General features: G+C 68.9%; 20 protein-coding genes and 1 pseudogene. 16 read left to right on the plus strand and 5 right to left on the minus strand.

The window, feature by feature from the left end; translation table 11 throughout:
* Positions 1–99 precede the first annotated feature (99 nt).
* Positions 100–1,080, plus strand: a pseudogene (locus F8568_RS51195) (AMP-binding protein); the annotation flags it as partial.
* Positions 1,081–1,314: 234 nt separating this feature from the next.
* Here the strand turns inward: F8568_RS51195 and car are convergent.
* Positions 1,315–4,722 carry a carboxylic acid reductase gene (gene car, locus F8568_RS31655; protein WP_202125589.1) on the minus strand — a complete coding sequence of 1,136 codons (3,408 nt, stop codon included), beginning with the start codon at positions 4,720–4,722 and terminating at the stop codon, positions 1,315–1,317.
* Positions 4,723–5,060: 338 nt separating this feature from the next.
* On the opposite strand from car, the gene F8568_RS31660 reads away from it, so the two are divergent.
* The 5 genes from F8568_RS31660 to F8568_RS31680 are packed head-to-tail and all read left to right on the plus strand — an operon-like array spanning position 5,061 to position 10,335.
* Positions 5,061–6,422: an aromatic ring-hydroxylating oxygenase subunit alpha gene (locus F8568_RS31660; protein ID WP_202125590.1), complete on the plus strand. Its 1,362-nt coding sequence runs from the start codon at positions 5,061–5,063 to the stop codon at positions 6,420–6,422.
* Positions 6,419–8,143, plus strand: coding sequence for an FAD-binding protein (locus F8568_RS31665; RefSeq protein ID WP_151597361.1), 1,725 nt, complete (start codon positions 6,419–6,421; stop codon positions 8,141–8,143). The genes F8568_RS31660 and F8568_RS31665 overlap by 4 nt, the downstream gene beginning before the upstream one ends.
* On the plus strand, positions 8,136–9,107 hold the full coding sequence (locus F8568_RS31670) for a thiamine pyrophosphate-dependent dehydrogenase E1 component subunit alpha (protein ID WP_202125591.1): 972 nt from the start codon (positions 8,136–8,138) through the stop codon (positions 9,105–9,107). The genes F8568_RS31665 and F8568_RS31670 overlap by 8 nt, the downstream gene beginning before the upstream one ends.
* Positions 9,104–10,093, plus strand: coding sequence for an alpha-ketoacid dehydrogenase subunit beta (locus tag F8568_RS31675; protein ID WP_151597363.1), 990 nt, complete (start codon positions 9,104–9,106; stop codon positions 10,091–10,093). The genes F8568_RS31670 and F8568_RS31675 overlap by 4 nt, the downstream gene beginning before the upstream one ends.
* Positions 10,090–10,335 carry a lipoyl domain-containing protein gene (locus tag F8568_RS31680; protein ID WP_151597364.1) on the plus strand — a complete coding sequence of 82 codons (246 nt, stop codon included), beginning with the start codon at positions 10,090–10,092 and terminating at the stop codon, positions 10,333–10,335. The genes F8568_RS31675 and F8568_RS31680 overlap by 4 nt, the downstream gene beginning before the upstream one ends.
* Here the strand turns inward: F8568_RS31680 and F8568_RS31685 are convergent.
* Positions 10,287–10,934, minus strand: coding sequence for a TetR/AcrR family transcriptional regulator (locus tag F8568_RS31685; protein WP_160573829.1), 648 nt, complete (start codon positions 10,932–10,934; stop codon positions 10,287–10,289). The two genes, F8568_RS31680 and F8568_RS31685, sit on opposite strands and share 49 nt — an antisense overlap.
* A 136-nt stretch (positions 10,935–11,070) precedes the next feature.
* Positions 11,071–11,712 (minus strand): TetR/AcrR family transcriptional regulator, encoded by a 642-nt coding sequence (locus F8568_RS31690; protein ID WP_151597366.1) that lies wholly within the window; start codon positions 11,710–11,712, stop codon positions 11,071–11,073.
* Positions 11,713–11,922: 210 nt separating this feature from the next.
* On the opposite strand from F8568_RS31690, the gene F8568_RS31695 reads away from it, so the two are divergent.
* From F8568_RS31695 to F8568_RS51200, 4 genes are all read left to right on the plus strand, one after another.
* Positions 11,923–13,389, plus strand: coding sequence for an aldehyde dehydrogenase family protein (locus tag F8568_RS31695; protein WP_151597367.1), 1,467 nt, complete (start codon positions 11,923–11,925; stop codon positions 13,387–13,389).
* Positions 13,331–14,134: an IS110 family transposase gene (locus F8568_RS31700; protein ID WP_328601113.1), complete on the plus strand. Its 804-nt coding sequence runs from the start codon at positions 13,331–13,333 to the stop codon at positions 14,132–14,134. Before F8568_RS31695 ends, F8568_RS31700 begins: the two co-directional genes overlap by 59 nt.
* A gap of 102 nt (positions 14,135–14,236) precedes the next feature.
* Entirely contained in the window at positions 14,237–15,430 is a 1,194-nt protein-coding gene (locus F8568_RS31705) for a cytochrome P450 (protein ID WP_151597410.1), read from the plus strand.
* Complete coding sequence (locus tag F8568_RS51200; protein WP_151597368.1) at positions 15,427–15,618, plus strand: ferredoxin; 192 nt, start codon at positions 15,427–15,429, stop codon at positions 15,616–15,618. Before F8568_RS31705 ends, F8568_RS51200 begins: the two co-directional genes overlap by 4 nt.
* A 153-nt stretch (positions 15,619–15,771) precedes the next feature.
* On the opposite strand, the gene F8568_RS31715 is transcribed toward F8568_RS51200, so the two are convergent.
* On the minus strand, positions 15,772–16,113 hold the full coding sequence (locus tag F8568_RS31715) for a DUF4286 family protein (RefSeq protein WP_151597369.1): 342 nt from the start codon (positions 16,111–16,113) through the stop codon (positions 15,772–15,774).
* A gap of 89 nt (positions 16,114–16,202) precedes the next feature.
* On the opposite strand from F8568_RS31715, the gene F8568_RS31720 reads away from it, so the two are divergent.
* Genes F8568_RS31720 through F8568_RS31745 form a run of 6 tightly spaced genes read left to right on the plus strand, consistent with a single transcriptional unit; the run spans position 16,203 to position 21,515 of the window.
* A complete protein-coding gene (locus tag F8568_RS31720; protein ID WP_202125594.1) occupies positions 16,203–17,174 on the plus strand; it encodes a thiamine pyrophosphate-dependent dehydrogenase E1 component subunit alpha in 972 nt (323 codons plus the stop codon).
* Positions 17,171–18,175 carry an alpha-ketoacid dehydrogenase subunit beta gene (locus F8568_RS31725; RefSeq protein ID WP_151597370.1) on the plus strand — a complete coding sequence of 335 codons (1,005 nt, stop codon included), beginning with the start codon at positions 17,171–17,173 and terminating at the stop codon, positions 18,173–18,175. Before F8568_RS31720 ends, F8568_RS31725 begins: the two co-directional genes overlap by 4 nt.
* Positions 18,172–18,408: a lipoyl domain-containing protein gene (locus F8568_RS31730; RefSeq protein WP_151597371.1), complete on the plus strand. Its 237-nt coding sequence runs from the start codon at positions 18,172–18,174 to the stop codon at positions 18,406–18,408. Before F8568_RS31725 ends, F8568_RS31730 begins: the two co-directional genes overlap by 4 nt.
* A gap of 38 nt (positions 18,409–18,446) precedes the next feature.
* Positions 18,447–18,686: a hypothetical protein gene (locus F8568_RS31735; RefSeq protein WP_151597372.1), complete on the plus strand. Its 240-nt coding sequence runs from the start codon at positions 18,447–18,449 to the stop codon at positions 18,684–18,686.
* The gene (locus F8568_RS31740; RefSeq protein WP_151597373.1) at positions 18,679–20,112 is read left to right on the plus strand and encodes an aromatic ring-hydroxylating oxygenase subunit alpha; all 1,434 of its coding nucleotides are present in this window, start codon (positions 18,679–18,681) and stop codon (positions 20,110–20,112) included. Before F8568_RS31735 ends, F8568_RS31740 begins: the two co-directional genes overlap by 8 nt.
* Entirely contained in the window at positions 20,109–21,515 is a 1,407-nt protein-coding gene (locus tag F8568_RS31745; RefSeq protein ID WP_151597374.1) for an FAD-dependent oxidoreductase, read from the plus strand. The genes F8568_RS31740 and F8568_RS31745 overlap by 4 nt, the downstream gene beginning before the upstream one ends.
* A 66-nt stretch (positions 21,516–21,581) precedes the next feature.
* Here the strand turns inward: F8568_RS31745 and F8568_RS31750 are convergent, their stop codons facing one another.
* The gene (locus F8568_RS31750) at positions 21,582–22,214 is read right to left on the minus strand and encodes a TetR/AcrR family transcriptional regulator (RefSeq protein ID WP_160573830.1); all 633 of its coding nucleotides are present in this window, start codon (positions 22,212–22,214) and stop codon (positions 21,582–21,584) included.
* Positions 22,215–23,124: the final 910 nt, after the last annotated feature.

Below are 23,124 nucleotides of genomic sequence, written 5' to 3' on the forward strand. Positions count from 1 at the left end.
CCAGCTCGGCGACGTTCCGTGTCACCCGGTCCCGCGCCTGCGCCTGCCGGATCGAGCGCTTGAGGATCGCGTGGATGCTCTGCAGGGTGCGAAGGCGCTGTGCACCTGAACGGCGTCTGGTCGACGTGGCGCCAGGTACGCGAACTGGGTGAGCTGCTCACCGGCCTGCTGGCGGACTGTCCGCCGGGACCCGTCGCGTTGGTCCTGCGCAACCGGTCGTCCGGGGTGGCGGCGATGCTGGGGTTGCTCGACCTGGGGGTCGCGACGGTGCTGGTGTCACCGCTCCAGCCCCCGGGGGCGATCGCGGCTCTGGTCGCGCGGTGCGGTGCCGCGGCCGTCGTCGCCGATACCGAGGACTGCTCCCCCGAGCTGCGTGTGGTCGCGGGCCCCTGGCTCGTGGCGCTCGCGGCCGGAGACGACGGGGCCCTCACCGCCCGGCTGGAACCGGGTAGCGCGGACCCGGTTCGACCGGAGCCGGCCGAGGACGTGCCGCCGGGCACCGCGGTCGTCGTGCCGACCAGCGGGACGACCGGACCGCCGAAGCTGATCCCGCTGCCCTGGGAGACCATGCCGCGGCCACGGCCGGGGACCTCGTCCCAGGTGGTCATCAACGCCCTGTCCAGCGTGACCATCACCGGCTTGATGACGATTCTGCGCGCGATGACGACGGGGCGGCCCATCGCGTTGCTTGAACGGCTCGAGGTGCACGCCTGGGCCGCGCTCGTGCGTGAGCACCGCCCCGAGGTGGCGGGACTGCCGCCGGCGGCCATGCGGTCGCTGCTGGACTCCTCCGTCGACCCGGCCGACCTCGCCAGCATCAAGTCGTGGCCCACCGGCTCGGCACCCGTGCCGGTGTCGCTGCAGGACGAGTTCGAGAGCCGGTTCGGCATCCCGGTTCTGGTGAACTACGGCGCGACCGAGTTCGGCGGCTCCGTGGCCGGCTGGACCCTGGAGGACCACCGGCAGTGGGCCAAGGCGAAGCGGGGCAGCGTCGGGCGGGCCCGCGACGGGGTCGCCCTCCGGGTCGTGGATCCGGCCGCCGGCGCCGAACTCGCGCCCGGCCAGGTAGGGGTGCTCGAAGTGCGCTCCCCGAAGGCTCTGGTCCGGCCAGGGGAGTGGATTCGCACCAACGACCTCGCGTGCGTCGACCTTCGGCTCGTCTCGGACCTCCTGCACCGTTCGGGCGGACTCCTCTCAAGAACGCCCATTTTCAGAGTCATTCGAGGTCGGAGAGTTCAACAGCTTTATACGGGGTCCACTCGCTGTTTCCTGGAGTGCTCGTTCTTCCTTTCGCAGTCGGGGTGGTTCCGGCGGTCAGAGCAGGCCGAGCGCGCGGAGGTCGGTGACGTACTTGAGAATCAGCTCCCGTGTCACGTGCGGCACGACCCGGCCGCCGGCGACCCCGGTCTCGCGCACGGCGGCCTGGAAGTGCTGCGCCGGCGCGATGCCCTCGTTGACCGGTTCCAGCGGCCGTTCGTAGGCCTTCAGCAGCGGCAGCAGGGACTGCTGCCGCTGCTTCTCCGGCAGGCCCCGCATGGCCGCCTCGAACCGCTTCAGCCACACGCCGTGGTCGAGGCGTTGGATGTCGTGGCCCGCCTCCACGAGCCAGTCGACGTACGTGTCGAGCGAGATGCCGTCGTCATGCGGGTTGATGAGGTGGTAGGTCCGGTAGCCCGCGGTGCGTCCGCCGCCGATCGCGTTGACGGCCTCCGCGCTGAAGTCAGCGGGCAGCTCGTCGTAGTGCGCCCGCGGCCGGTCCTCGCCGTCCGTCCGGTAGAAGGACGTCGGCGCGATCCCGGTGACGAGCAGGCTGAAGAGCAGACGTGTGAACACGTCCGGCACGTTGATCTGGCCGCGGTACCGGCTGTGGGCCAGGATCATGTCCGACCGGAACACCGCCACCGGGAGCCCGACGGCGTCGTGGGCCTCGCGCAGCAGGACCTCGGCCGCCCACTTGCTCGTCCCGTAGCCGTTGGCGTAAGCGCCATGGTTCCGGCGTACGGGGCTCGACTCCCGGATGTCCGTCGCCTCGTCGAACCGGCCGCCCGCAGCCTGGCTGCCCGCGGCGATGGTCGAGACGTAGGTGAACGGCTTGATGCGCCCGGTGATCGCCAGCTTGATCAGCTCGGCGGTGCCCACCACGTTGGGGCCGAACAGCTGGTCGTACGGCAGCACGTGGTTGACCAGCGCGCCGGGATGCATGATCGCGTCGACCTCGTCGGCCAGCCGCGCCCAGTCCGCCTCACTCAGCCCGAGCCGGGGTTCGCCGAGGTCGCCGGCGAGCACGTCGAGGTGGTCCGCGGCGAGTTCCCGGTAGTGCCGCAGCAGGTCCTCGTCGCCGGTGTCGAAGGCGTCGTCGAGCCTCTCGCGCGCCGCGCCGTCGTCGGTCGCGCGCACTACGCACACGAGCCTGCCGCCGGTCTCGGCGAGCCGTTCGAGCCACTCCAGGCACATGAAACGGCCGAGGTACCCGGTCGCGCCGGTCAGCAGCACCGTCTCCGGGGCGGCGTGGTCCGGAGCGGGCAGCCGGGCGGCCTCGTCGAGGGTCGCGGCGTCGATGAACCCGTCCAGGCGCAGGTCGCTCGAGCGGACCTCGGTCGCGCCGGCGCCGTGCACGGAGGCGAAGGTCGGCTGCCGTCCCTCCCCGGCCCGCATGCCCTCCACGTGATCGGCGACCGCGCGCAGGTCGTTGGCGGGGCTGATCACAACGCCGACGGGCACCTCGACACCGAAGATGTCCTGCAGCAAGGTGGAGAACGACAGCGCGGACATAGAGTCCCCGCCGAGCTCGGTGAAACGCGCCTCCGGACTCAGGTCGGAGTCCGCACAGCCGAGCAGAGCCCGGGCGGCCCTGGAGATGGTCTCGTACACCGGCTGGCCGGGGCCGCCGGCCCGCAACCGCCGCAGCTCGTCGGCCTCATCCTGGGCTAGCGTGGCGTAGAGCCGCTCGAGCCGCTCGCCATACCGTTCGCGCAGCCGAGGCCGCAGCAGCTTCCCGACATCGGACAGCAGCCCGTTGGCCGCGCTGAAGGCTTCCTCCTCGATCAGGAAGTCGCGCGGTATCTCGTACGACTCCAGACCGGCCTGGTTCGCGGTTCGTTGCAGTGCCTCGGCAAGGCTCGTCCGCAGCGCCTCCGTGCCGCCGGCCTCGCGCAGCGCCATCTCCGACGGAACGATCACCGCGAGCAGGTACGGCCGGGCGCTGTTGCCGTACACGTAGCACTGCCGGATCGCCGGATCGGCGCTGAACACCCCCTCGACCTTCGAGATGGCGACGAACTCGCCCTGCGAGAGCTTCTGCACGTTGTTGCGGCGGTCGACGTAGACCAGCTCGTCCACGCCCACCTGGGCCATGATGTCGCCGGTCCGGTAGAATCCGTCCTCGTCGAACACCGAGGCGGTGAGTTCGGGGCGCCGGTAGTAACCGGGGAAGATGTTCTCCGTCTTCACCAGCAACTCACCGCGCGGGTACGGCCGGTCGGTGCCGAAATACCCGAGTTCCGGCACGTCGACGAGCTTGTACTCGAGCACCGGCGGGCGCTGCACCTTGCCGCTGCGCATGATGTTGCCGGTCTCGGTCGTGCCGTAGCCTTCGCCGATCTTCCTGCCCAGGAAGGACTCCACGAACGCGCGCGTCTCCGCCGACGTCGGGGCGCTGCCGACGATCACCTGCCCGACACGTCCGCCGAGGACGGAGTCGCGGATGTACTGCTGCACGGCCGCGTCCAGCCGTCCGGGATCGCCGAACTCGTCGCGCCGTCTGGTCAGCTCGCTCTGGTACAGCTGGTAGAGCATGTCGAAGACGCGGGGCACCGCGTGCAGCTCGGTCGGCCGGGCCAGCGCGAAGTCCTCGAACAGGGCCGACAGATCGGACCGCGCGGTGAAGTGGGTGACCCCGCCGCGGCGGAAGGTGCCCCATATGATCGTCTGGCCGAACATGTGGCCCATCGGCATGTAGCTGACCGTGACCGGTGCATCGCCGCTGGCCAGTTGAGGGACACGGCCTCCCCAGTATCTACGCACCATGCTCTCGGTGTACATCGCCCCTTTCGGGGCGCCGGTGCTGCCCGAGGTGTAGATCAGCAAGGTGAGCGGATCCGTGCCGGGTTCGGGCACGAACAGCGGCGCGGCGGGCAGCGCGCTGCCCTGTGCCTCGAGCGCCGCCAAATGGTCGATGGCCGATCCCGCCTCGCGCAGCGTCCGGCCGGCCGCCTCGAACGTCTCGCGCTCGTCGTCGATGTCCGGGTGGTAGTCGAGGACGACGATCGCGGGTCGCGGCTCCACGGCGAGCGCCAGTTCGGCGGCCTTGTTCAGGTACTCCGGGGTCGTCGCGATCAGCCGGGGCTTCGTCTCCTCGATGATCCCGCTCAACTGGGCGACGGTCCCGTTCGCCTGCAGCGGCACCGAGACGGCCCCGAGGTAGGTGGTGGCCAAGTTGACCGTCACGTAGTCGGCGCTGATGAAACCGAGCACGGCGACCAGGTCGCCGGAGCCCACTCCTTGCGCCGCCCACGCCGTCGCGACCGCCCTGGCCTGGTCCCACAGCCGGCCATAGGTCCGGGTGGTGAACTCCGGGAGCAGGCGTGCGCTCCGGCGGCCGGACGCGGGGTCGCGGACGAGTTCGGTGGCGCGTTCCGCGACCGCCGGCCGGTCCGCGAACGCGGTCATGATCCTTTCGACGATCTGGCCGAGTCCCAGGTCTTCCGGCTGCCCACTGCTCACGCCCGCACCCGCTCCCGTTTGTTCTACCGCGCCGACACCTTTCGGTGAGTCCGCCGCGAGACACCGCGGCCGACCTTGGTCGTGCCGTCCCGCCTCGAGGGCGGCTCATATCCGAGGCACCGGCCAGTAAATATAAATCATTCAGTTCTTATAGCTACATCATCGACCCTGTCAACCGATCCGCCCGCACGATGCGCCGGGCCGATGACGCTCCGCGGCCCTGCCAGAGCTCGCCAAAAGGGCTAGAGGAATGCACTGTTTCTCTTGACGCCCGTCCCGGCCAGGAAGACAGTGACTACTGTCTTCGAGATCGATCGCCCAGCTGGGCGGAAGGCAGGGTGACCACCACGGAAGCTTCAACGACAACGCGGCCGCGCGGGATCGACGACGAGGTACGCGACGACTTCGTGCCCAAGGACGCCTACATCGACCCCGCCTATGTGCAGTGGGAGAAGGAGCGCCTCTGGCCCCGGGTATGGCAGGTCGCCTGCCGGGAGGAGGAGATCCCCGGCACCGGCGACTACCTGACGTTCGACGTCGCCGACGAGTCGATCATCGTGCTGCGGCTGGGCGACGGCTCCATCCGCGCCTACTACAACGCCTGCCAGCATCGCGGCAGGCGGCTGACCGAAGGCTGCGGCACCGCCGGCCACCTGTACTGCCGCTACCACGGCTGGCGGTGGAACCTCGACGGGTCCGTCCGCGAGATCGTCGACGAGCAGGACTGGGACGGCCGGGTCGACCGGGACCGGTTGCGGCTCAAGCAGCCCCTCGTCGACACCTGGGGCGGTTTCGTCTTCATCAACATAGATCCCGACGCCCGGCCGCTGCGCGAGTACCTCGCGCCGGTCCCGGAGGTCTTCGACGCGTTCGAGTTCGGGAAGTTCCGGCACCGGTGGTACAAGACCGTCGTCCTGCCCTGCAACTGGAAGACGGCGCTGGAGGCCTTCAACGAGGGCTACCACGTGCAGACCACGCACCCGCAGCTGCTGCGCAACAACGACGACATGACCGTCAGCACCGCGCACGGCATCCACGCGACGTTCACCGCCGCCGAGGGCAACTGGCCGCTCGGCGCACCGTCCCGGCGGCTGGGCCTGCCGTTCCCGGACGACCTGCGGCCCGGCTTGATCAAGTTTGTCGAGCTGATGGAGGAACAGCTCAAGGCGATCTGGACGCCCCGCGACCTGGACGCGGCCCGCCGATTGATGGTCGACCTCGACGACGGCTCGGACCCCGCGGCGGTACTCGGCACGATGATGCGCTTCGCGGCCGAGGCGGCCGAGAAGGAGGGCGCCGGCTGGCCGCGGCTGACGATCGAGAACCTCATGCGCGCCGGGCAGGACTGGCACATCTTCCCTAACCTGATCGTGCTCCCGTACCCCGACGGCGCGCTCTGGTACCGGGCGCGGCCGAACGGCGCCGATCCCGACTCGTGCATCTTCGACATCTGGTCCCTGGTCCGCTACGCCCCCGGCGCGGAACCGAAGCTGAACCGCGAGTACTACGCGGACTGGCAGGACCACGACCAGTGGGGCAAGATCCTCGAACAGGACTTCGACAACCTCGCCGCCGTCCAGCAGGGCATGAAGTCCCGCGGTTTCGAGGGCGCCCGGCCGAGCCCCGTCCAGGAGATCGCGATCTCCAACTTCCACCGGGTCCTCCGCCGGTACTACACGATGGAGCCGGTGTCCTCATGACCGACGAACGGAACTGGGACGTCGTCACCGACCTGCTCGTGGTCGGCAGCGGCGGCGGAGCGCTGTGCGCCGGCCTGGTCGCGCACGACCGGGGCATGCAGGCGCTGATCGTCGAGAAGACCGCGAAGATCGGCGGCTCGACCGCGATGTCCGGCGGCGTGCTCTGGCTGCCCGACAATCCGGTCAGCCGCCGCGCGGGCGTGCCGGACGGCCGCGAGGACGCCAGGAGGTACTTCGCGGCCGTGGTGGGCGACGAAGGCCCGGCCACCAGCGAGGCGCGCCGGGAGGCCTTCCTCGACACGGTCGAACCGATGGTCGAGTTCCTCGGCGAGGCCGGGGTTCCCTTCCGGCACTGCGAGGGCTACTCCGACTACTACGACGACCGGCCCGGCGGAAAGGCCCGCGGCCGCTCGCTGGAGACGGAGCTGTTCGACACGGCCACCCTCGGCCCGTGGGAGAGCAGGCTGAGGATCACCGACGACATGCCCCCGATTCCGGCGCACACCGGGGATGTCGCGTCGCTCTCGATGGCGCCGCGCACACTGCGCAGCCTGCGGACGGTCGCCGGCATCGCGGGCAGGCTCGTCGCGGCGAAGGCGCGGGGAAAGCGGCTCCGCGGCTCGGGCGTGGCCCTGCAGGGCTACATGCTGGCGGCGCTGGCCCGCCGGGACGTTCCCGTGTGGACGGACAGCCCGCTGGAGGATCTGGTCACCGAGGGCGGTCGCGTGATCGGCGCGATCGTCGGCCACAACGACCGGAAGCTGCGGATCCGGGCCCGGCGCGGGGTGCTGCTGGCGGCAGGCGGATTCGCGCACAACGCGGAAATGCGCGAACGCTATGGCCGCCGGCCCGCATCGACGGCGTGGACCTCCGCCAACCCGGGCGACTCCGGTGAAGTCATCGAAACGGCCATGCGCCACGGCGCGGCGGTCGACATGATGGACGAGGCTTGGTGGATCCCCTCCTCCATCCCGCCCGGCGGGAAACCGATGTTCGCCGTCTACGAACGGTCAAAGCCGTACGCGATCATGGTGGATGGGCAGGGCGAACGCTTCTGCAACGAAGCCGCGTCCTACATGGAAGTCGGCCGGCACATGTACGAACGGCACGCACAAGGGATATCCGCCGTGCCGAGCTGGTGGATCACCGACTCCCGCAACCGCAAACGCTACCTCTGGGGCACGACGCCAGGCGGAGTGACCCCGAAGAAGTGGCTGGAGAGCGGATACCTCAAGCGCGCCGACACCATTGAGGAACTGGCCCGGCTGTGCGGGATCGAGCCCTCGCGGCTGCGTGCGACGGTGGACCGCTTCAACAAGTCGGCCGCACGTGGCGAAGACCCGGAGTTCCACAAGGGCGAACGGGCCTACGACCGCTACTACGGCGATCCCACGGTGCGTCCCAACCCGTGCGTCGGCCCCGTGGAAAAGCCCCCGTTCTACGCGGTCGCCCTCTACCCGGGTGACGTCGGGACCTCGGGCGGGCTGCTCACCGATGAGCACGCCAGGGTGCTCACCGACGCCGGCGCCCCCATCGACGGCCTGTATGCCACCGGAAACGGCACCGCCTCGGTGATGGGCAGGCACTACCCGGGCGCCGGGGCGAGCATCGGCGCGTCCTTCGCCTTCGGCTGGATCGCCGCGCACCACGCCGCCGACGTAGCCGACGCAGCCTCGAGAACCGACGCGAAATCCTCGATCGGAGCTGAGAACCTTGACTGACGAAGCGGGCCTGCTCGGCATCTACCGCACGGCAGTGCGGATCAACCGGGCGGACGAGAAACTCCGCGGCCTGCTGACCTCCGGCGAACTGGCCGTCTCCTATTACTCCCCCCGCGGGCAGGAGGTCGTGGCGGCGGGGATGATGAGCCGGCTGCGCGCCGAGGACTACCTCGTCACGACCTACCGGGGAATCCACGACCAGATCGCGAAGGGCATCCCGCTGGAGCCGCTGTTCGCCGAACTGTTCGGACGCGTCGACGGCACGTGCAAGGGCAAAGGCGGCCCGATGCACGTCACCCAGCCGGAGACCGGCGTCATGGTGACCACCGGTGTCGTCGGCAGCGGGCTGCCGATCGCGGTCGGCCTCGGACTGGCGGCGCAGGTCCGCGGCCAGGACCGGGTCACCGTCGTGTGCTTCGGCGACGGTGCGAGCAACATCGGCGCCTTCCACGAAGCGCTCAACATGGCAGCACTGTGGAGGCTTCCGGTGGTCTTCCTGTGCCAGAACAATCGCTACGCCGAGTCCACCCGGTACTCCGACGGCACCACGGTCGAGCGGATCGCGCAACGTGCCGCCTCGTACGGAATCCCCGGGGTGACGGTCGACGGCAACAACGCGGGCGAAATGGCGGAAGCGGCATCACAGGCCGTCGCCCGCGCGCGGGCGGGCGAGGGTCCGACCTTGCTCGAAGCGATGACGTACCGGTTCATGGGCCATTACTTCGGCGACGCGGGCGCATACATGGACGCCGACGAGTTCGTCGCCGCGCAGGCGGCGGATCCGGTGCCTGCGCTCCGAAAGGAATTGCTGCGCGCGGGAATCAGCACCGAAGAGGAGCTGACCGCCCTGGAGAACGAAGAACAGGCCGCGGTCGACTCCGCGGCGGCCTTCGCCAAAGCCAGTGCCTTGCCCGGCGTCGACGAATTGCGCCGGGACGTGTACCGAGAGGAGGTCGTGGCATGAGCCCCCAGAGCCGGATCAGCCTTCAGCAGGCGTGCAATCAGGCGCTCGACGAGGCGATGGCCGCCGACGAGTCCGTCATCCTGCTCGGCGAGGACATCGGCGACCGCGAAGGAGGCGGCACCTTCAAGGTCACCAGCGGACTGTCCACGAAGTACGGCACCTCCCGGGTCCGCACCACGCCGATCTCCGAACAGGCCATCGTGGGCTCCGCGGTCGGGGCGGCCATCGCGGGGCTGCGGCCGGTCGCGGAGATCATGCTGATGAACTTCGTGACCGTGGCGATGGACCAGCTGGTCAACCACGCCGCGAAACTCCGGTTCATGTCCGGCGGCCAGACCCACGTGCCGCTGACCGTCCGCACCGCGACCGGTGCCGGCGGCGGGTTCGGCGGACAGCACTCGGACATGCTCGAAGCCTGGCTCGCGCACGTCCCGGGGCTGACCGTCGTGGTCCCGTCCTCTCCGGCCGAAGCCAAGGGCCTGCTGCTGTCCTGCGTGTTCGACGACGATCCCTGCGTGTTCGTCGAGAACAACCAGATGTACTGGGACAAGGGTCCGGCACCCGAGCCCGGCCTGCGCATCCCGCTGCGCAAGGCGCACGTCGCCCGTGCGGGCACCGACGTCTCGGTGATCACTTACGGCCGTCCGGTCGGGCAGGTACTCGCGCTCGCGGAACAGTTGGCGGGCGACGGGATCTCGGTCGAAGTGGTGGACTTGCGCACAGTGTCCCCTTTGGACAGTCGCACGGTACTGGAATCCGTCGCCAAGACCCGGCGCGCCGTGATTGTGCACGAAGCCGTCGGTCAGTTCGGTGTGGGCGCTGAAGTCTCCGCGCGGATTGGCGAAGAACTGGGCGGAGAACTGCACTCCCCTGTTATCCGCGTCACCTCGGCGAACACGCCGGTCCCCTTCTCTCCCACGCTGGAAAAGGCTTATCTGTACCAGATCGGGGATGTCGAAACCGCCATCCGGAAGGTCGCTTCATGAGCAAGGTCGAGGTCAGGATTCCCAAGCTGGGGATGTCCATGCAGGAAGGGCACCTGGTGGAGTTCCTGGTCCCGGAAGGCGGGCGGGTCGAGGCAGAAGCCCCGCTGTACGTCCTGGACACCGACAAGGTGGAGCAGGAGATACCGGCGCCGTCGGCGGGCACCGTGCACTGGATCGCCGAGCCCGAGACCGACTACGAGGTCGGCGCGCTGGTCGCCGAGATCACCGCGGACGGGTCGTGAACCCGCGGCGGGATCCCGCAGTCGAGCGGATCCCGCCGCAGCACACCGGCGATGACGTAGCGCACGATCTCGTCGACCAGCGCGTCCTCCGCGCCCTCGTCCGGGCCGAGCAGCAGCGGATTCGTCACGGCGGCCGACAGCACCATGCCGAAGGTCAGCCGCACGATCTGCCGTGCGTCCGCCGCGTCGCGTCCCTGCTCCGCCACCCCCACTTCGACGGCCCGCACGAGCTCGTCGATCAGTCGCTCCAGCGGACCGTCCACGCCGGACCCGAGCACCTGTGGATCGTGCGCGTACGCCGCGAGCAGGCTGAGGATGTTCAACCGGTTGTCCCGCAAGAACTCGTAGAGGCAGACCACGTAGTCGCGTGCCAGGGTCTCCGCTCCGAGCCCGAGCCGCGCCCGGTTTTCGAATTCGTCCAAATAGGACTCGGCGACCTTGGAAAACGGCTCGAAGACCGCCTCGCGAAACAACGCGACCTTGCTCGGGAAGTGCCGGAACACCATCTTCTCGGTCGCCTGCGCGCGGCGTGCGATCTCCCGGGTGCGCGCACTGGCGTACCCGCGCTCAGCGAAGACCTCACGAGCCGCGGCCAGCACTGCTGAACGCACCTCCGCCGTACTCCTGCGCGCCGCCGTCGTCCCCACCTCCGCGCCCTACCGCACCTGACGCCAGAATATCCGGCCGCTGCCTGGGACCAGCCGACGGGCGATCGTGCACCTGAGCCCGGCAGGCTCACCCTGAACCCGCCGATGCCTCTTCGGCCGCAGGACTGTATCCGGATCCGCAAAGGATGAATTGCGCCAGCGCCGACGATATCTCGTCGGTTCCGGTCGCCGGTGGGAACAACGCGTCCCTGGCGAGCGCGGTGCCGAGGACGAGCGCCACCGTGAGGCGGATCGCTGCTCGCACATCGCCGACGACCGTCGTGCCGGTGCGTTCCATGTAGCGGTGGACGCCGTCCATCAGAGCCTGCAGGCACGGCGCCAGCGGCGAGGGCTGCGACCGGTCCTCGTGCTCGCCCGCGCTGGCGGCCAACGAGACGAGGATGTGGCGATTGTCGGAGCACAGTTGGTACAGCCCGCGGGCGAACTCCAGCGTGACCTCCCGGGAGTCCTGACCGGGCTCATCGTCCAACGTTCCGGCGAAGTCGTTCATGAACTTGACCAACGGCGCCGCCGCGGTCGAGCGAAACAGCTCGGCCTTGGATTCGAAGTGGCGGAACACCATCGACTCGGTGACGCCGGCCCGGTGCGCCACCGAACGGATCGTCGCGCGCTCGAAGCCGCACTCCACGAACTCGGCGGAGGCGGCATCCGCGATGAGCTGCTTGACCTCGGCCGACGATCGTCGCTTGCGGTCGACGCGGGTAGTCATTGTTCCATCGTCGCACGCGAGATCAAGGGAGTATCACTCCCTTGACATGTGGCGCACATTACAGTTAGATGATTCAAAGGTTTCGGATCATCTGTCGTGGCCCGGGATGTGCGTGCCGGACCGGCGCGGGCGACGACACCTCGCATGCATCCCCTGAGTTCTGACGGCAGTGCGCCGCTTCCATCCACGACACCACGAGGAGATCGAAGGATGTCGACCATCGAAGGCCGGTTGTTCATCGACGGCGAGTTCCGCGATGCGCGCTCCGGGCGCCGGTACGAGGTGATCAATCCCGCCGACGAGTCCGTGATCGCCGAGGCGGCGGACGCCGGTGTGGAGGACGTCGCCGACGCGATCGAGGCAGCGCGACGGTTCGCGGACGGTTCGGGATGGGGAACCGATCACGAGTTCCGGAAGAAGTGCCTGGTGCAGTTGCAGGAGGCACTGCGCGAGCGGTCCGACGACATCAAGGACCTGCTCATCGCCGAGGCCGGGGTGTGCGTCTCGAACATGGCGACCCACGTCGACGTGATGGTCGAGGGAATGGACTTCTTCAACGGCCTCATCACCTCGTTCCAGTGGGAGGAGGATCTGCCCCCGTTCGAGATCCTCGGCAACAGCAGCGGCCGCCGCGTCCGTTACGAGCCGTACGGGGTCGTCGGGGCGATCACGCCGTGGAACGCGCCGTTCATGACCGCGATCTGGAAGGTGCACCACGCGCTGGCCACCGGCAACGCGGTCATCCTGAAGAGCGCTCCGGACACTCCGCTCACCGCGGCACTGCTCGCGCAGGTGGTGGCCGAGGCGACCGACATCCCCAAGGGCGCCTATCACGCGATCAGCTCCGCGGACAAGGCCATCGTCGGCGACGCCATGACCGCGGACCAGCGCATCGACCTCTACCACTTCACCGGGTCACCCGGTGTCGGTCAGCGCATCGCCGAGCGCGCCGCCAACGGGATCCGGCACACCGTGCTGGAACTGGGCGGCAAGTCGGCGAATGTGATCCTGCCGGACGCCGATCTGGACATGGCCTGTGGTCTGGGTGTGGCGATGTGCATGTCGAACAGCGGCCAAGGCTGCGCACTGGCCACCCGGATGGTCGTCCACGCCGACATCTACGACGAGGTGCTGACCCGCCTGGAAGCGATGATCACTAACCTGCCGTGGGGCGATCCGCGGGATCCCGGCAACATGGTCGGTCCGATCATCCGCGAAGAGCAGCTGCAGCGCATCGAAGGCCTCGTGGACCGCGCGGTTGCGGAGGGTGCCCGGATGCTGGCAGGCGGCAAGCGGGGCCAGCGGTACGACCGCGGCTTCTGGTACGAGCCCACCCTGATCGCCGACGTCGACGAGAACGCCGAGATCGCCCAGACCGAGGTGTTCGGCCCGGTGCTGTCGGTGATCCGCTACGAGGGCGGTGACGATGAGGCCGTCCGGGTGGCCAACAACTCGCGCTACGGACTGTCGGCCTACGTGCAGTCCACCGACGAGGAGCGCGCCTGGGCGGTCGCGCACAAGCTACGGGCCGGCACCGTCAACATCAACAACTCCTTTTACCTGTCCCCGGACGCCCCGTTCGGCGGCTACGGGATCAGCGGCGACGGCGTGGAGCACGGTGTCGCGGGCTTCCGGGAATACCTGCGCATCAAGTCGATCGCCAGCCCGGCGAAGTGAACGGAGGCGTGGACATGCGACTGCAGGGCAAGATCATCGCGATCACCGGCGGCGGGTCCATCACCGGCGGCGGGTCCTGACCATTGAGGTCACCGGTGGCGTCGACACCCATCAAGACACCCCCGCCGCCGCGGTGATCGACCAGGTCGGGCGGGTGCTGGGCACCGAGCAGTTCCCCGCCGATGCGGCCGGTTACACCGCGCTGCTGGACTGGATGCGCCGGTTCGGGCCTCTCGGGCCGGTCGGGGTCGAGGGCACCGGCGCCTACGGGGCCGGGCTGGCCCGCCTGCTGCGCGACCAAGGCGTCCACGTCGTCGAGGTCGACCGCCCCGACCGCAAGACCCGCAGGTTCCAGGGCAAGTCCGACCCGATCGACGCCGTCCAGGCCGCCAGGACCGCGCCGGCCGCCGAACGGACCGGCACACCCAAGCAGCGCGACGGACGGGTCGAGGCGCTGCGGAACCTGCGGGCGGCCCGCCGCAGACCGACGCCGCGTCCCCGGCCGCCGCCGTCAAGATCGCGCTACGGTCACCGGCCCACCGCCATCAACAGCTCACCGCCGAGATCAACGACCTGCACGCTGCTGGAGCCGCTGGTGACCGCGATCAAACCCGGCCTGGTCGCCGCCAACGGCGTCGGCACCGATGCGCCGGCCGGCTACTGGTCACCGCCGGCGGTAACCACGACCGACTCACCGGGGAAGCCGCGTTCGCCATGCTCTGCGGCACCGCCCCGAAGATCTTGAACTCGCCGCTTGACATCCATAGGAGCATCCGGCACTCGCATCCTTCGCATCATTCACCGGCGCCGGTTCCGGCCGACGTCACCATCCCCTCCGGAGGAACCCATGCAGCCGACGACGACCCCCCGCTTCGATCCTCGTGTCTCCGGTCTTTCCCAGCAGGTGAAGACCCTTGCCGAACCGCAGCTCGTCTACTCCGAGAAGGCGAGGGACGTCCGCGCGGAGTATCTCGACGGTGCGCTCCACCTCTACCGCTACGAGGACATCCTCACGATCAACAAACATCAGGACGTCCTCGGAAACGGCGGGCGTGGTGGCAGTTTCGGCCACGACGAGAAGCTGATCCCGCTGGAGATCGACGGCCCAGAACACAAGAAGTGGCGACGGCTGCTGGATCCGATGTTCGCGCCCAAGCGGGTGCAGCGTCTGGAGGACGACATCCGCAGGCTCGCGGCCCGGCTGATCGATGATGCCCGGGCGGAAGGTGGCGCCGAGTGGTACCGCGCGTTCTGTGCACCACTACCGTGCCAGACCTTCCTGGGCCTGGTGGGGGCTCCGCTCGCCGACCTCGATTTCTTCGTGGAGTTCAAGGAGGGCGTCGTCCACCCGAAGGGTGAGACCACCGAAGAGATCGACGCCAATATGGCGACGGCGGGGGCGAAACTGCTGGAGTACTTCAACGGGTTCCTCGCCGACAAGCGCGCCCGCCTCGACCGCGACGACGACGTGATCGCCGAGCTCATGCGCTCCGAGGTCGGCGGTGAGCCGCTCACCCAAGCGGATCTGATCAACATCCTGTTCCTGTTGATGTTCGCGGGCCTCGACACCGTCACCTCCTCGCTGTCGTGCCTGATCTCCTGGCTCGGCCGCAACCCGGAGCGGCGCGCGGAAATCCTGGCAGCCCCGGAGTTGCTATTGCCCGCGGTCGAAGAGCTGATGCGGTACGAGTCGCCGGTGCCGTCCGGAATGCGCTTCGCGCAGCGCGACATCGATCTCGGTGACGGTCTCCTCGTGCCCGCCGGTACGCAGATCAATGCGTTCTGGGCTGCCGCCAACGTGGACCCGACCTTCCACGAGGACCCGCTGCGCGTGGACTTCCACCGGGAGCGGATCAGGAGCATGACCTTCGCGAGCGGGGTGCATCGCTGCCTCGGATCACATCTGGCCCGGCTCGAACTGCGTATCGCGCTCGAAACGCTGTTGGACCGAATCCCGTTGTACGAGATCGATGCCGATGCGCTGACCTACAACAACATCGCGGTCCGGTCGGTCACCAACCTTCCGGTGACGATCCGATGAGGCTCCGTCTAGCGAAGGAACAGTGCGTGGGCCACGCGCTGTGCCACGCGACCGATCCGGATCTGTTCCCGATCGACGACGACGGCTACTCGAGCATCGACTCCGTGGAGGTCGGTCCGGCCGTCGCCGCTCGGGCCCGGCGCGGGGTCGGCGCCTGTCCCGAAAGGGCCCTACTGCTAGAGGAATAGGTCGTCGAGAACCGCAGTTGCGAGCGACGAGATCGATACGGTCCACCTGACCGGCGCCTCGGTATCGACTGCCTCACCCAGCGGTGAACCGGCTGGCAGGTTGACGCGACGCGGGCCACCGCCTACTTGCCACAGACCGTGGCCTGCGTCGTGTCACGGCAGAGGGATCTCGTCCCAGTAGACGGTCACAGGGGCGGGGTCCATCGTAAGCGCGTCGCTCATGCTGAACCGGCCATCGGTGATGCGGGCCGTCATCTCTTCGTCCAGTTTTCTCGTGTCGTCGACATCGAGCTCGTAGATCGCGAGGTACCGGCGCCCGTCCGCCAAGCCGGCGCCGGTGGCCTCCGCGTCGGGCAGCTTGAAGCGGCGTACCGAGAGGACGCCGGGGATCGCCGTCACATCGGGCACGTGCGTCTCGCTGTACCACTTATCGAACTCGGCTTCGCGCTCGGGCGAGACCGGTTCGGTAAAGACGGTGAGGATCTTCTTCGACATCCCATGACTCCCGTGTTCGGGGACGCGGAGGCGTTGACAGTGCACGACTTAACTAGTAGGTACTTACTATACAAGCACCGAGGAGCATCATGACGCCACCCATCGAGCTGTATCGAACGATGTTCACCATCAAGGAGTGCGACGACCGGTTCTGGACGCTCATGCAGTCCGGCCAGATCGTGCTCAACTATTACTCGCCCCGCGGCCAGGAGGCGGTCTCCGCCGGTGTCTGCGCGGCACTGCGCCCGTCCGACTACCTGGTCACCACCTACCGCGGCCTGCACGACCACATCGCGAAAGGGGTACCGCTCGACGCGCTGTGGGCGGAGTTTCTGGGCCGCGTCGGCGGCACCTGCAAGGGCAAGGGCGGTCCGATGCACATCACGCACCCGGAGTCCGGCCTGATGGTCACCACCGGAGTCGTGGGCAGCGGCCTGCCCATCGCCAACGGGTTCGCGCTGTGGTCGCAGATCAGCGAGGACGACCGGGTCACCGCCGTCTCGTTCGGCGACGGCGCCACCAACATCGGAGCGTTCCACGAGGCGCTCAACCTCGCCGCGGTGTGGAAACTGCCGGTGCTTTTCGTGTGCCACAACAACCTTTTCGCCGAGCACACCGCCTACGCCGCGGGCACCAGCGCCGAACACGTCGCCGACCGGGCCGCCGCCTACGGCATCCCGGGCGTGCGCGTGGACGGCAACGACCCGCTCGCGGTCCGTGACGCCGCCGCCGAAGCCGTCGTCCGGGGCCGCGCCGGCGAGGGGCCGACCCTGCTGGAAGCGGTGACCTTCCGGTTCCGCGGCCACCAGTTCGGAGACGACGGCGCCTACATCGACCCCGCGATCTTCGCGTCTGCGCAGGAGCGTGACCCGATTCCCGCCTTCCGTTCCCGCCTGCTGGCCGAGTTCGGCATGCCCGAGTCCGAAATCGCCGGGGTGGAGGACGAGGTGCGGACCGCGGTCCGCGACGCCGCGGAGGGCGCGCTGGCCGCGCCTGAGCCGCCGGCGGTCGAGCTGCACACCGACGTTCTCGCCACGAGCCTGCCTGGAGGCGCCGCATGACCACGAAGCAGACTCGGAAAGCCTCCTTCCGGGACGGCGTCAACCTCGCGCTCGACGAGGCGATGGCCGCCGATCCACGGGTGATCGTCTTCGGCGAGGACGTCGCGGACGGCGAAGGCGGTGGCGTGCTGACCGTCACCCAAGGACTTTCCACCACCTACGGCACGAAGCGGGTGCGTTCGACGCCCATCGCGGAGCAGGCCATCCTCGGGGCCGCGATCGGCGCCGCCGTGGCGGGCGGCCGTCCGGTCGCGGAGATCATGCTGAACAACTTCCTGCGCGTCGCCGCCGACCAGCTGGCCAACCACGCCGCCAAGCTGCGGTACATGTCGGGCGGCCAGACGACCGTCCCGCTGACGGTCCGCAGCATCTGCGGCGCGGCCGGCGGGTTCGGTGCGCAGCACTCGGAGTTCCTGGACGCGGACTACGCGCACGTGGCCGGGCTCAAGATCATTGCGCCGTCCACCCCGTCTGACGCGTACCACCTGCTGCGGTCCTGCATCGAGGACGAGGACCCGTGCCTCTTCCTGGAGCACCTGAAGCTGTACTTCGGCGGGGCCAAGGAGCGCATCGACACCTCGGCCGAGCGGGTGCCGATCGGCAAGGCGCGGGTGGCGCGATCCGGTCGCGACGTCACGGTCGTGACCTACTCGCAGACCGTCCATGAGGTCCTCGCGGCGGCCGGAACCCTCGCCGCCGAGGGGATCGACGTCGAGGTCATCGATCTGCGCACGATCGTCCCGTGGGACGAGACCGCGGTGCTCGAATCGGCGGCCCGCACGAAGCGGGTGGTGGTCGCGCACGAGACGGCGGTCCCGTTCGGCGTCGGCGCCGAGATCTCGTCCCGAATTCACGAGGAATTGTTCGGCGAGCTGGCGGGCCCGGTGCGGCGCGTCGGCTCGGCGCACGTGCCCGTGCCGTTCGCGGCCGGTCTGGAAGCGGCTTATCTCGTCGGCGCGCCGGAGATCGAGTCCGCGATCCGGGCGGCGGTGGCCGCGTGACCGAGCAGATCCGCATCCCCAAACTCGGTGTCAGCGTCACCGAGGCCACCATCACCGAGTGGCTGGTCGCCGACGGCGACCAGGTCGAAGCCGGCGCGGTGCTGTACGTCATCGCCACCGACAAGGTGGAGAACGAGATCGAATCCCCCGCCACCGGCCGGATCAGGCTGCTGGCCGAGGAGGACACGACCCACCCGGTCGGCACCGTCATCGCCGAGATCACCACCGGCTGAACCCGGAAACCAGCGAAGCCCACGGAAAGGAGCACGCCATGGCGCGTGTGCTCAGACATCCGCTGAACCGAAGCCGCTACTACTCCTTCGAAGAGGACGGCCGCGTCCGCGTGGATCTCGACCGAACCGGCGACGGGGCCGAGCGCTCGGGCCACTTCGACGACACCGGGCGCTGGCTGGACGGCGACCTCAAGACCGCCGACCCGCAGATGTGCCGTTACCTGTACTCCAACTGGCGCCTGGCACGGGCGAACGCGGCAGGGCGCGAAAATGACTGAGCTCGACGACGCCGCCGCCCACCGGAGCCGGCGCTCTCGCGGGATGTCCTACCAGGAGGTCCTCGACACCGACACGCACGAGGTGCCCCCCGTGCTGCGCCTGCAGAGCGACAGTTTCCTCGGGGACCACGACGTGCCGGTCGACCGCTTCATCGACCGGGCCTACCACGAGCTCGAGAAGAAGCGGTTGTGGCCGTTCGTCTGGCAGATGGCATGCCGCGAGGAGGAGATCCCGAACCCGGGTGACACCTGCGTCTACGACATCGTCGACACCTCGATCCTGGTGGTGCGCACCGAGGACGGCGTCATTAAGGCGTACTACAACGTCTGCCAGCACCAGGGCAGGCGGCTGAGGGACCATGACGGCCCGGCCGATGAGTTCCGCTGCCCGTACCACGGCTGGTGCTGGCATCTCGACGGCACCCTGAGGCGGGTCCCCAGCCGGTGGGACTACCCGACGGTCAAGCGGGAGTCCTTCTCCCTCAAGGAGGTCCGAGCCGAGACCTGGGGCGGTTTCGTGTTCGTCAACATGGACCCCGAGGCACAGCCGCTGCTGGAGTTCCTCGGCGACATCGACCAGCACTTCGAGCGGTACCCGCTCGAGGACCGCTTCATCGCCGCGCACACGGTCAAGTACCTCGAGTGCAACTGGAAGACCGCTCAGGAAGCCTTCATGGAGGGCTACCACACCATCGCGACCCACCCGCAGATCCTGGCGGCGACCGGTGACGAGATGGGGCAGTACGACGCGTTCGGCAACTACTCGCGGGCCATCAACATCACCGGGATCGCCAGCCCGAGCCTGCGCTGGACCCCCACGGCCAACGACATGGCGGCCCTGGCGTTCAACACCGGCGACCCGACCGACGACGACCGCGGCCTCGTCCCGGACGGCATGTCCTTCCGCGAATGGGGGGCCCAGGCCGGGCGGGAGCAGCTGCGCCCGGTGCTCGGCGACGCGGTGGACGAGCTGTGCGACTCCGAACTGATGGACGCGTTCTTCTTCACGGTCTTCCCGAACTTCCACCCGTGGGCCGCCTACAACCAGATCGTCTACCGGTTCCGCCCGTACGGCGACGAGCACGAGAAATCGATCATGGACACGTACATTCTCGCGCCGTTTAGCGGCGAGCGCCCGCCGCCCGCCAAGCCGCACATCCTGGACTTCGACGAATCCCACCTCGACGCACCGGAACTCGGCGCGCTGGCGGAGATCTTCTACCAGGACGAGCTGAACATGCCGCAGGTGCAGCGCGGCATGCACACCTTGCGCAAGGTGAAGCCGTCGGGCGTCACGTACGGCGTGTACCAGTACAACAAGATCAGGCACTTCCACAACCTCTACGAGGACTACCTCGGGGTGGGCAAGGACGGGGAGACACGCGAGGAAGACACCGTTGCCGGAACTGGGAAGGAGGGGTCATGAGCGACGTGGACGTGGTAGTCGTCGGCTCGGGAGTCGCCGGGCTGTGCGCCGCGCTGGAGGCCGAGACCGCCGGCGCGACGGTGCTGATCGCGGAGTCGGAGGAGGTGCCCGGCGGGTCGAGCAGGCTCGCGCACGGCCTGATCATGGCCGCCGGCACCCGGTTCCAGGCGGACGAGGGCATCACCGACACCGCGGACGACCTGTTCCGGCACTACATGACACTGAACCAGTGGCAGGTCGACCCCGCCGTCGGCTGGCGCCTGGCGCACGAGGCGGGCCCGACGATCGAATGGCTCAACGACCACGGCGTGAAGATCGTCGGGCTCTACCACTCCGGGGACGAGGCCGTTCCGCGCGGCCACGCGACCGAGGGCGGCCAGGCGATCGTCGACGCGCTGCTGTCGGCGGTGCGCGCACGGCCGCGGATCGACCTCGCGCTGAGCCGCCGGGTCGACAGGCTGCTGACCGAGGACGGCCGGGTGCGGGGCGTCGCGTGCGGGGACGACGAAATCCGTGCCGGTGCGACGATCCTGGCCTGCGGCGGGCTCGGCGCCAGCACCGAGATGCTGGAGTTGTTCTGCCCCGCGCCGCTGCGGGCGGCCCGCGATTGGCTGTGGTACCTCGGCGGGCCGGGCTCCCGGGGCGACTCGATCCGGCTGACGCTGCCGCTCGACGCGCAGGTCGCCGGCCGCGATCGCGCCCAGCTGACGATGCGGCCCAACTTCGGGCGCTACCCGGACACCTACTTCCCCGGGTGGCTGGTGATCGTCAACAACCAGGGGCGGCGCTTCTACAACGAGATGTCCCCGTACAGCATCACGCAGCCGATCGTGACCGCGCAGGGCGGCGCCGTGTTCGCGGTGTTCGACGAGCAGACCAGGCTCGCGGCGATGCCGCACACGACGAAGGCGGCGAAGAAGGTCAGCCTGCCGGGCGAGACCGAGGAGGACTGGATCGCGCCGAAGATCGACGCGATGGTCGAGGCCGGGGTCGTGGTCAAGGCCGACTCGGTCGAGCGGCTGGCGGAGTTGATCGGCGTGCCCCCGGCCAACCTCGCGGGCACGCTCGAACGCTATAACGAGCAGGTCGAGGCCGGTGAGGACAGCGACTACCGCAAGGAGGCGACGCACCTGCGGCCGGTCGCCACCGCGCCGTTCTACGCCACCGAACTGCGCCTGTACATGCTCGGGCTGACAGCCGTCGGGCCCCGGATCGACGACCATGCACGTGTGCTCGACGTGCGTTCGCGGCCGATCGCGGGACTGTACGCGGCCGGTGAGGCGTCCGGTGGCGTGCTCGGGCCGTGCTACGCGGGAAGCGGGAACTCGCTGGCGAGCGCTACCACCTTCGGGCGGGTCGCCGGCCGGGAGGCGGCCGCGGAGTCGAGCGCGGCCCTCAGCTGAACGGGATGGAGGGCGGGCCGGGCGCTACCGTGGCGCCCGGCCCGGCTTCGTGCCGTCCGGGCGCACTCAGCTGATCTTGTCCCGGTTCGTCAGCGCCGCGATGACGTAGACGGCGAGCTGCTCGATGAACTCCTCGCGGCTGGGACGGCTCTCCGCCGGGTACAGCCAGTCGTCGAAGACCGCCGCCGCGAGGATCAGGCCGAACGACAGCCGCATCGCCCAGAACGCGTCCACCTGCACGAAGTCGCGCTCCTCGATGGTGCGCTCCATGTCGCCGGTGTTCGGCCGCAGGGCCGCGTCGATGGGCGCGCCGAGGTCGAACCCGTCCTCGTGCGTGGCGGCGCCGTGCAGCGCGATGATGAGGTCGCGCTGCTCGACAAGCGAGTCGTACACAGTGGCAACGTACAGCCGAGCGGATTCGAGGTCGGACATCTCCGAGTAGTCGGGGGTGAACCAGACCGTCTCGAAGCTCTGCCATGCCCTGAGCACCGGTTCCAGTACCGCGTCGCGGAACAGGCCGCGTTTGCTGCCGAAGTGCCGGAACAGCAGGATCTCCGCCACTCCGGCGCGCTCGGCGATGTCGCGGGTGTTGGCGCGGTGATAGCCGTACTCGCCGAAGATCGTGCGACCGGCGTCCAGCATCGCCGCCCTGATCTCCGCGGTGGACCGGCGCGGCCTTCGCTCGCCAGCGGCTGTCATCGAACCTCCGAAGAATCGTAGAGGTCCCATTGTCCCAGCCCAGCCGACAGCTCGTCCCAAGGTGCGGTCGGCGGGCGTCGACGCCATCGACGCACTGTACCCCGCCTACCAGGACATCGGCGGATACCGCCCGGTGCCACGTCCACATGGTCATCGGTGGAGGCGGCACATCGATCCCGCCCATCGACGTGCTGTTCGACAAGCCGCAGTACAACGTGATCACCGGGGTCGGCTCCGCCGTGGCCAACGGCAAGAGCAGGACGGGTACGGCAGGGGCAGCGGCACGGACGCCGGTTCTCCCAAGAGCCGGATGGCGCGCGCGATGCGCGAGTACGTCGAGGGATTCGAGTCGGTTCCTGTCGTGGTCCTTGCCTGTCTGGTCCGCTACCGCGCGCCGCATCCGATAAGGCCGGGCCGCGGGTGATCGTGGCGGGCGTCGACGGCTCGGAGACCTCACTGCGGGCCCGCGCTTACGCCTGGGGCTGGTGCGGCGCAACCGACCCCGGCTCGTCATGGTTTACGTCGAGCCGCTGGTCTCACTGTCGAGCATCACGACCGAGGGCGCTGCGCTCATGCGCAGGATGAGCGAGGAGATCCGTCTGCCGCGAGCAGGGGCGACGCGTAGGCGCTCTCACCGGCGTCTGGGAGCCGAGGTAGTACCGGGCGCGCTTCGAAGAAGTCGGAGCGCGAGTGCCGCGCTGTTCTCGTCGCGTGACCTGAGCGTTGCCGTTGCTGCTACCGCTACGCCTCCGCCGGCGCAGTGCCCGTCGTCCGTGTTGAGGCGGCCGGACCGGTTTCGTCCGCGTGTCCGGCGACCTGCGACAAGATCAGCTAAAAAAGTTATCTCATTTAATTGACATGACTGAATCTGGGGGCTTAGCTTCACGAGACGTAGATCACAAGAGAGGAG

It is taken from the genome of Actinomadura physcomitrii (genome assembly GCF_008923205.2).
GTDB lineage: Bacteria > Actinomycetota > Actinomycetes > Streptosporangiales > Streptosporangiaceae > Spirillospora > Spirillospora physcomitrii.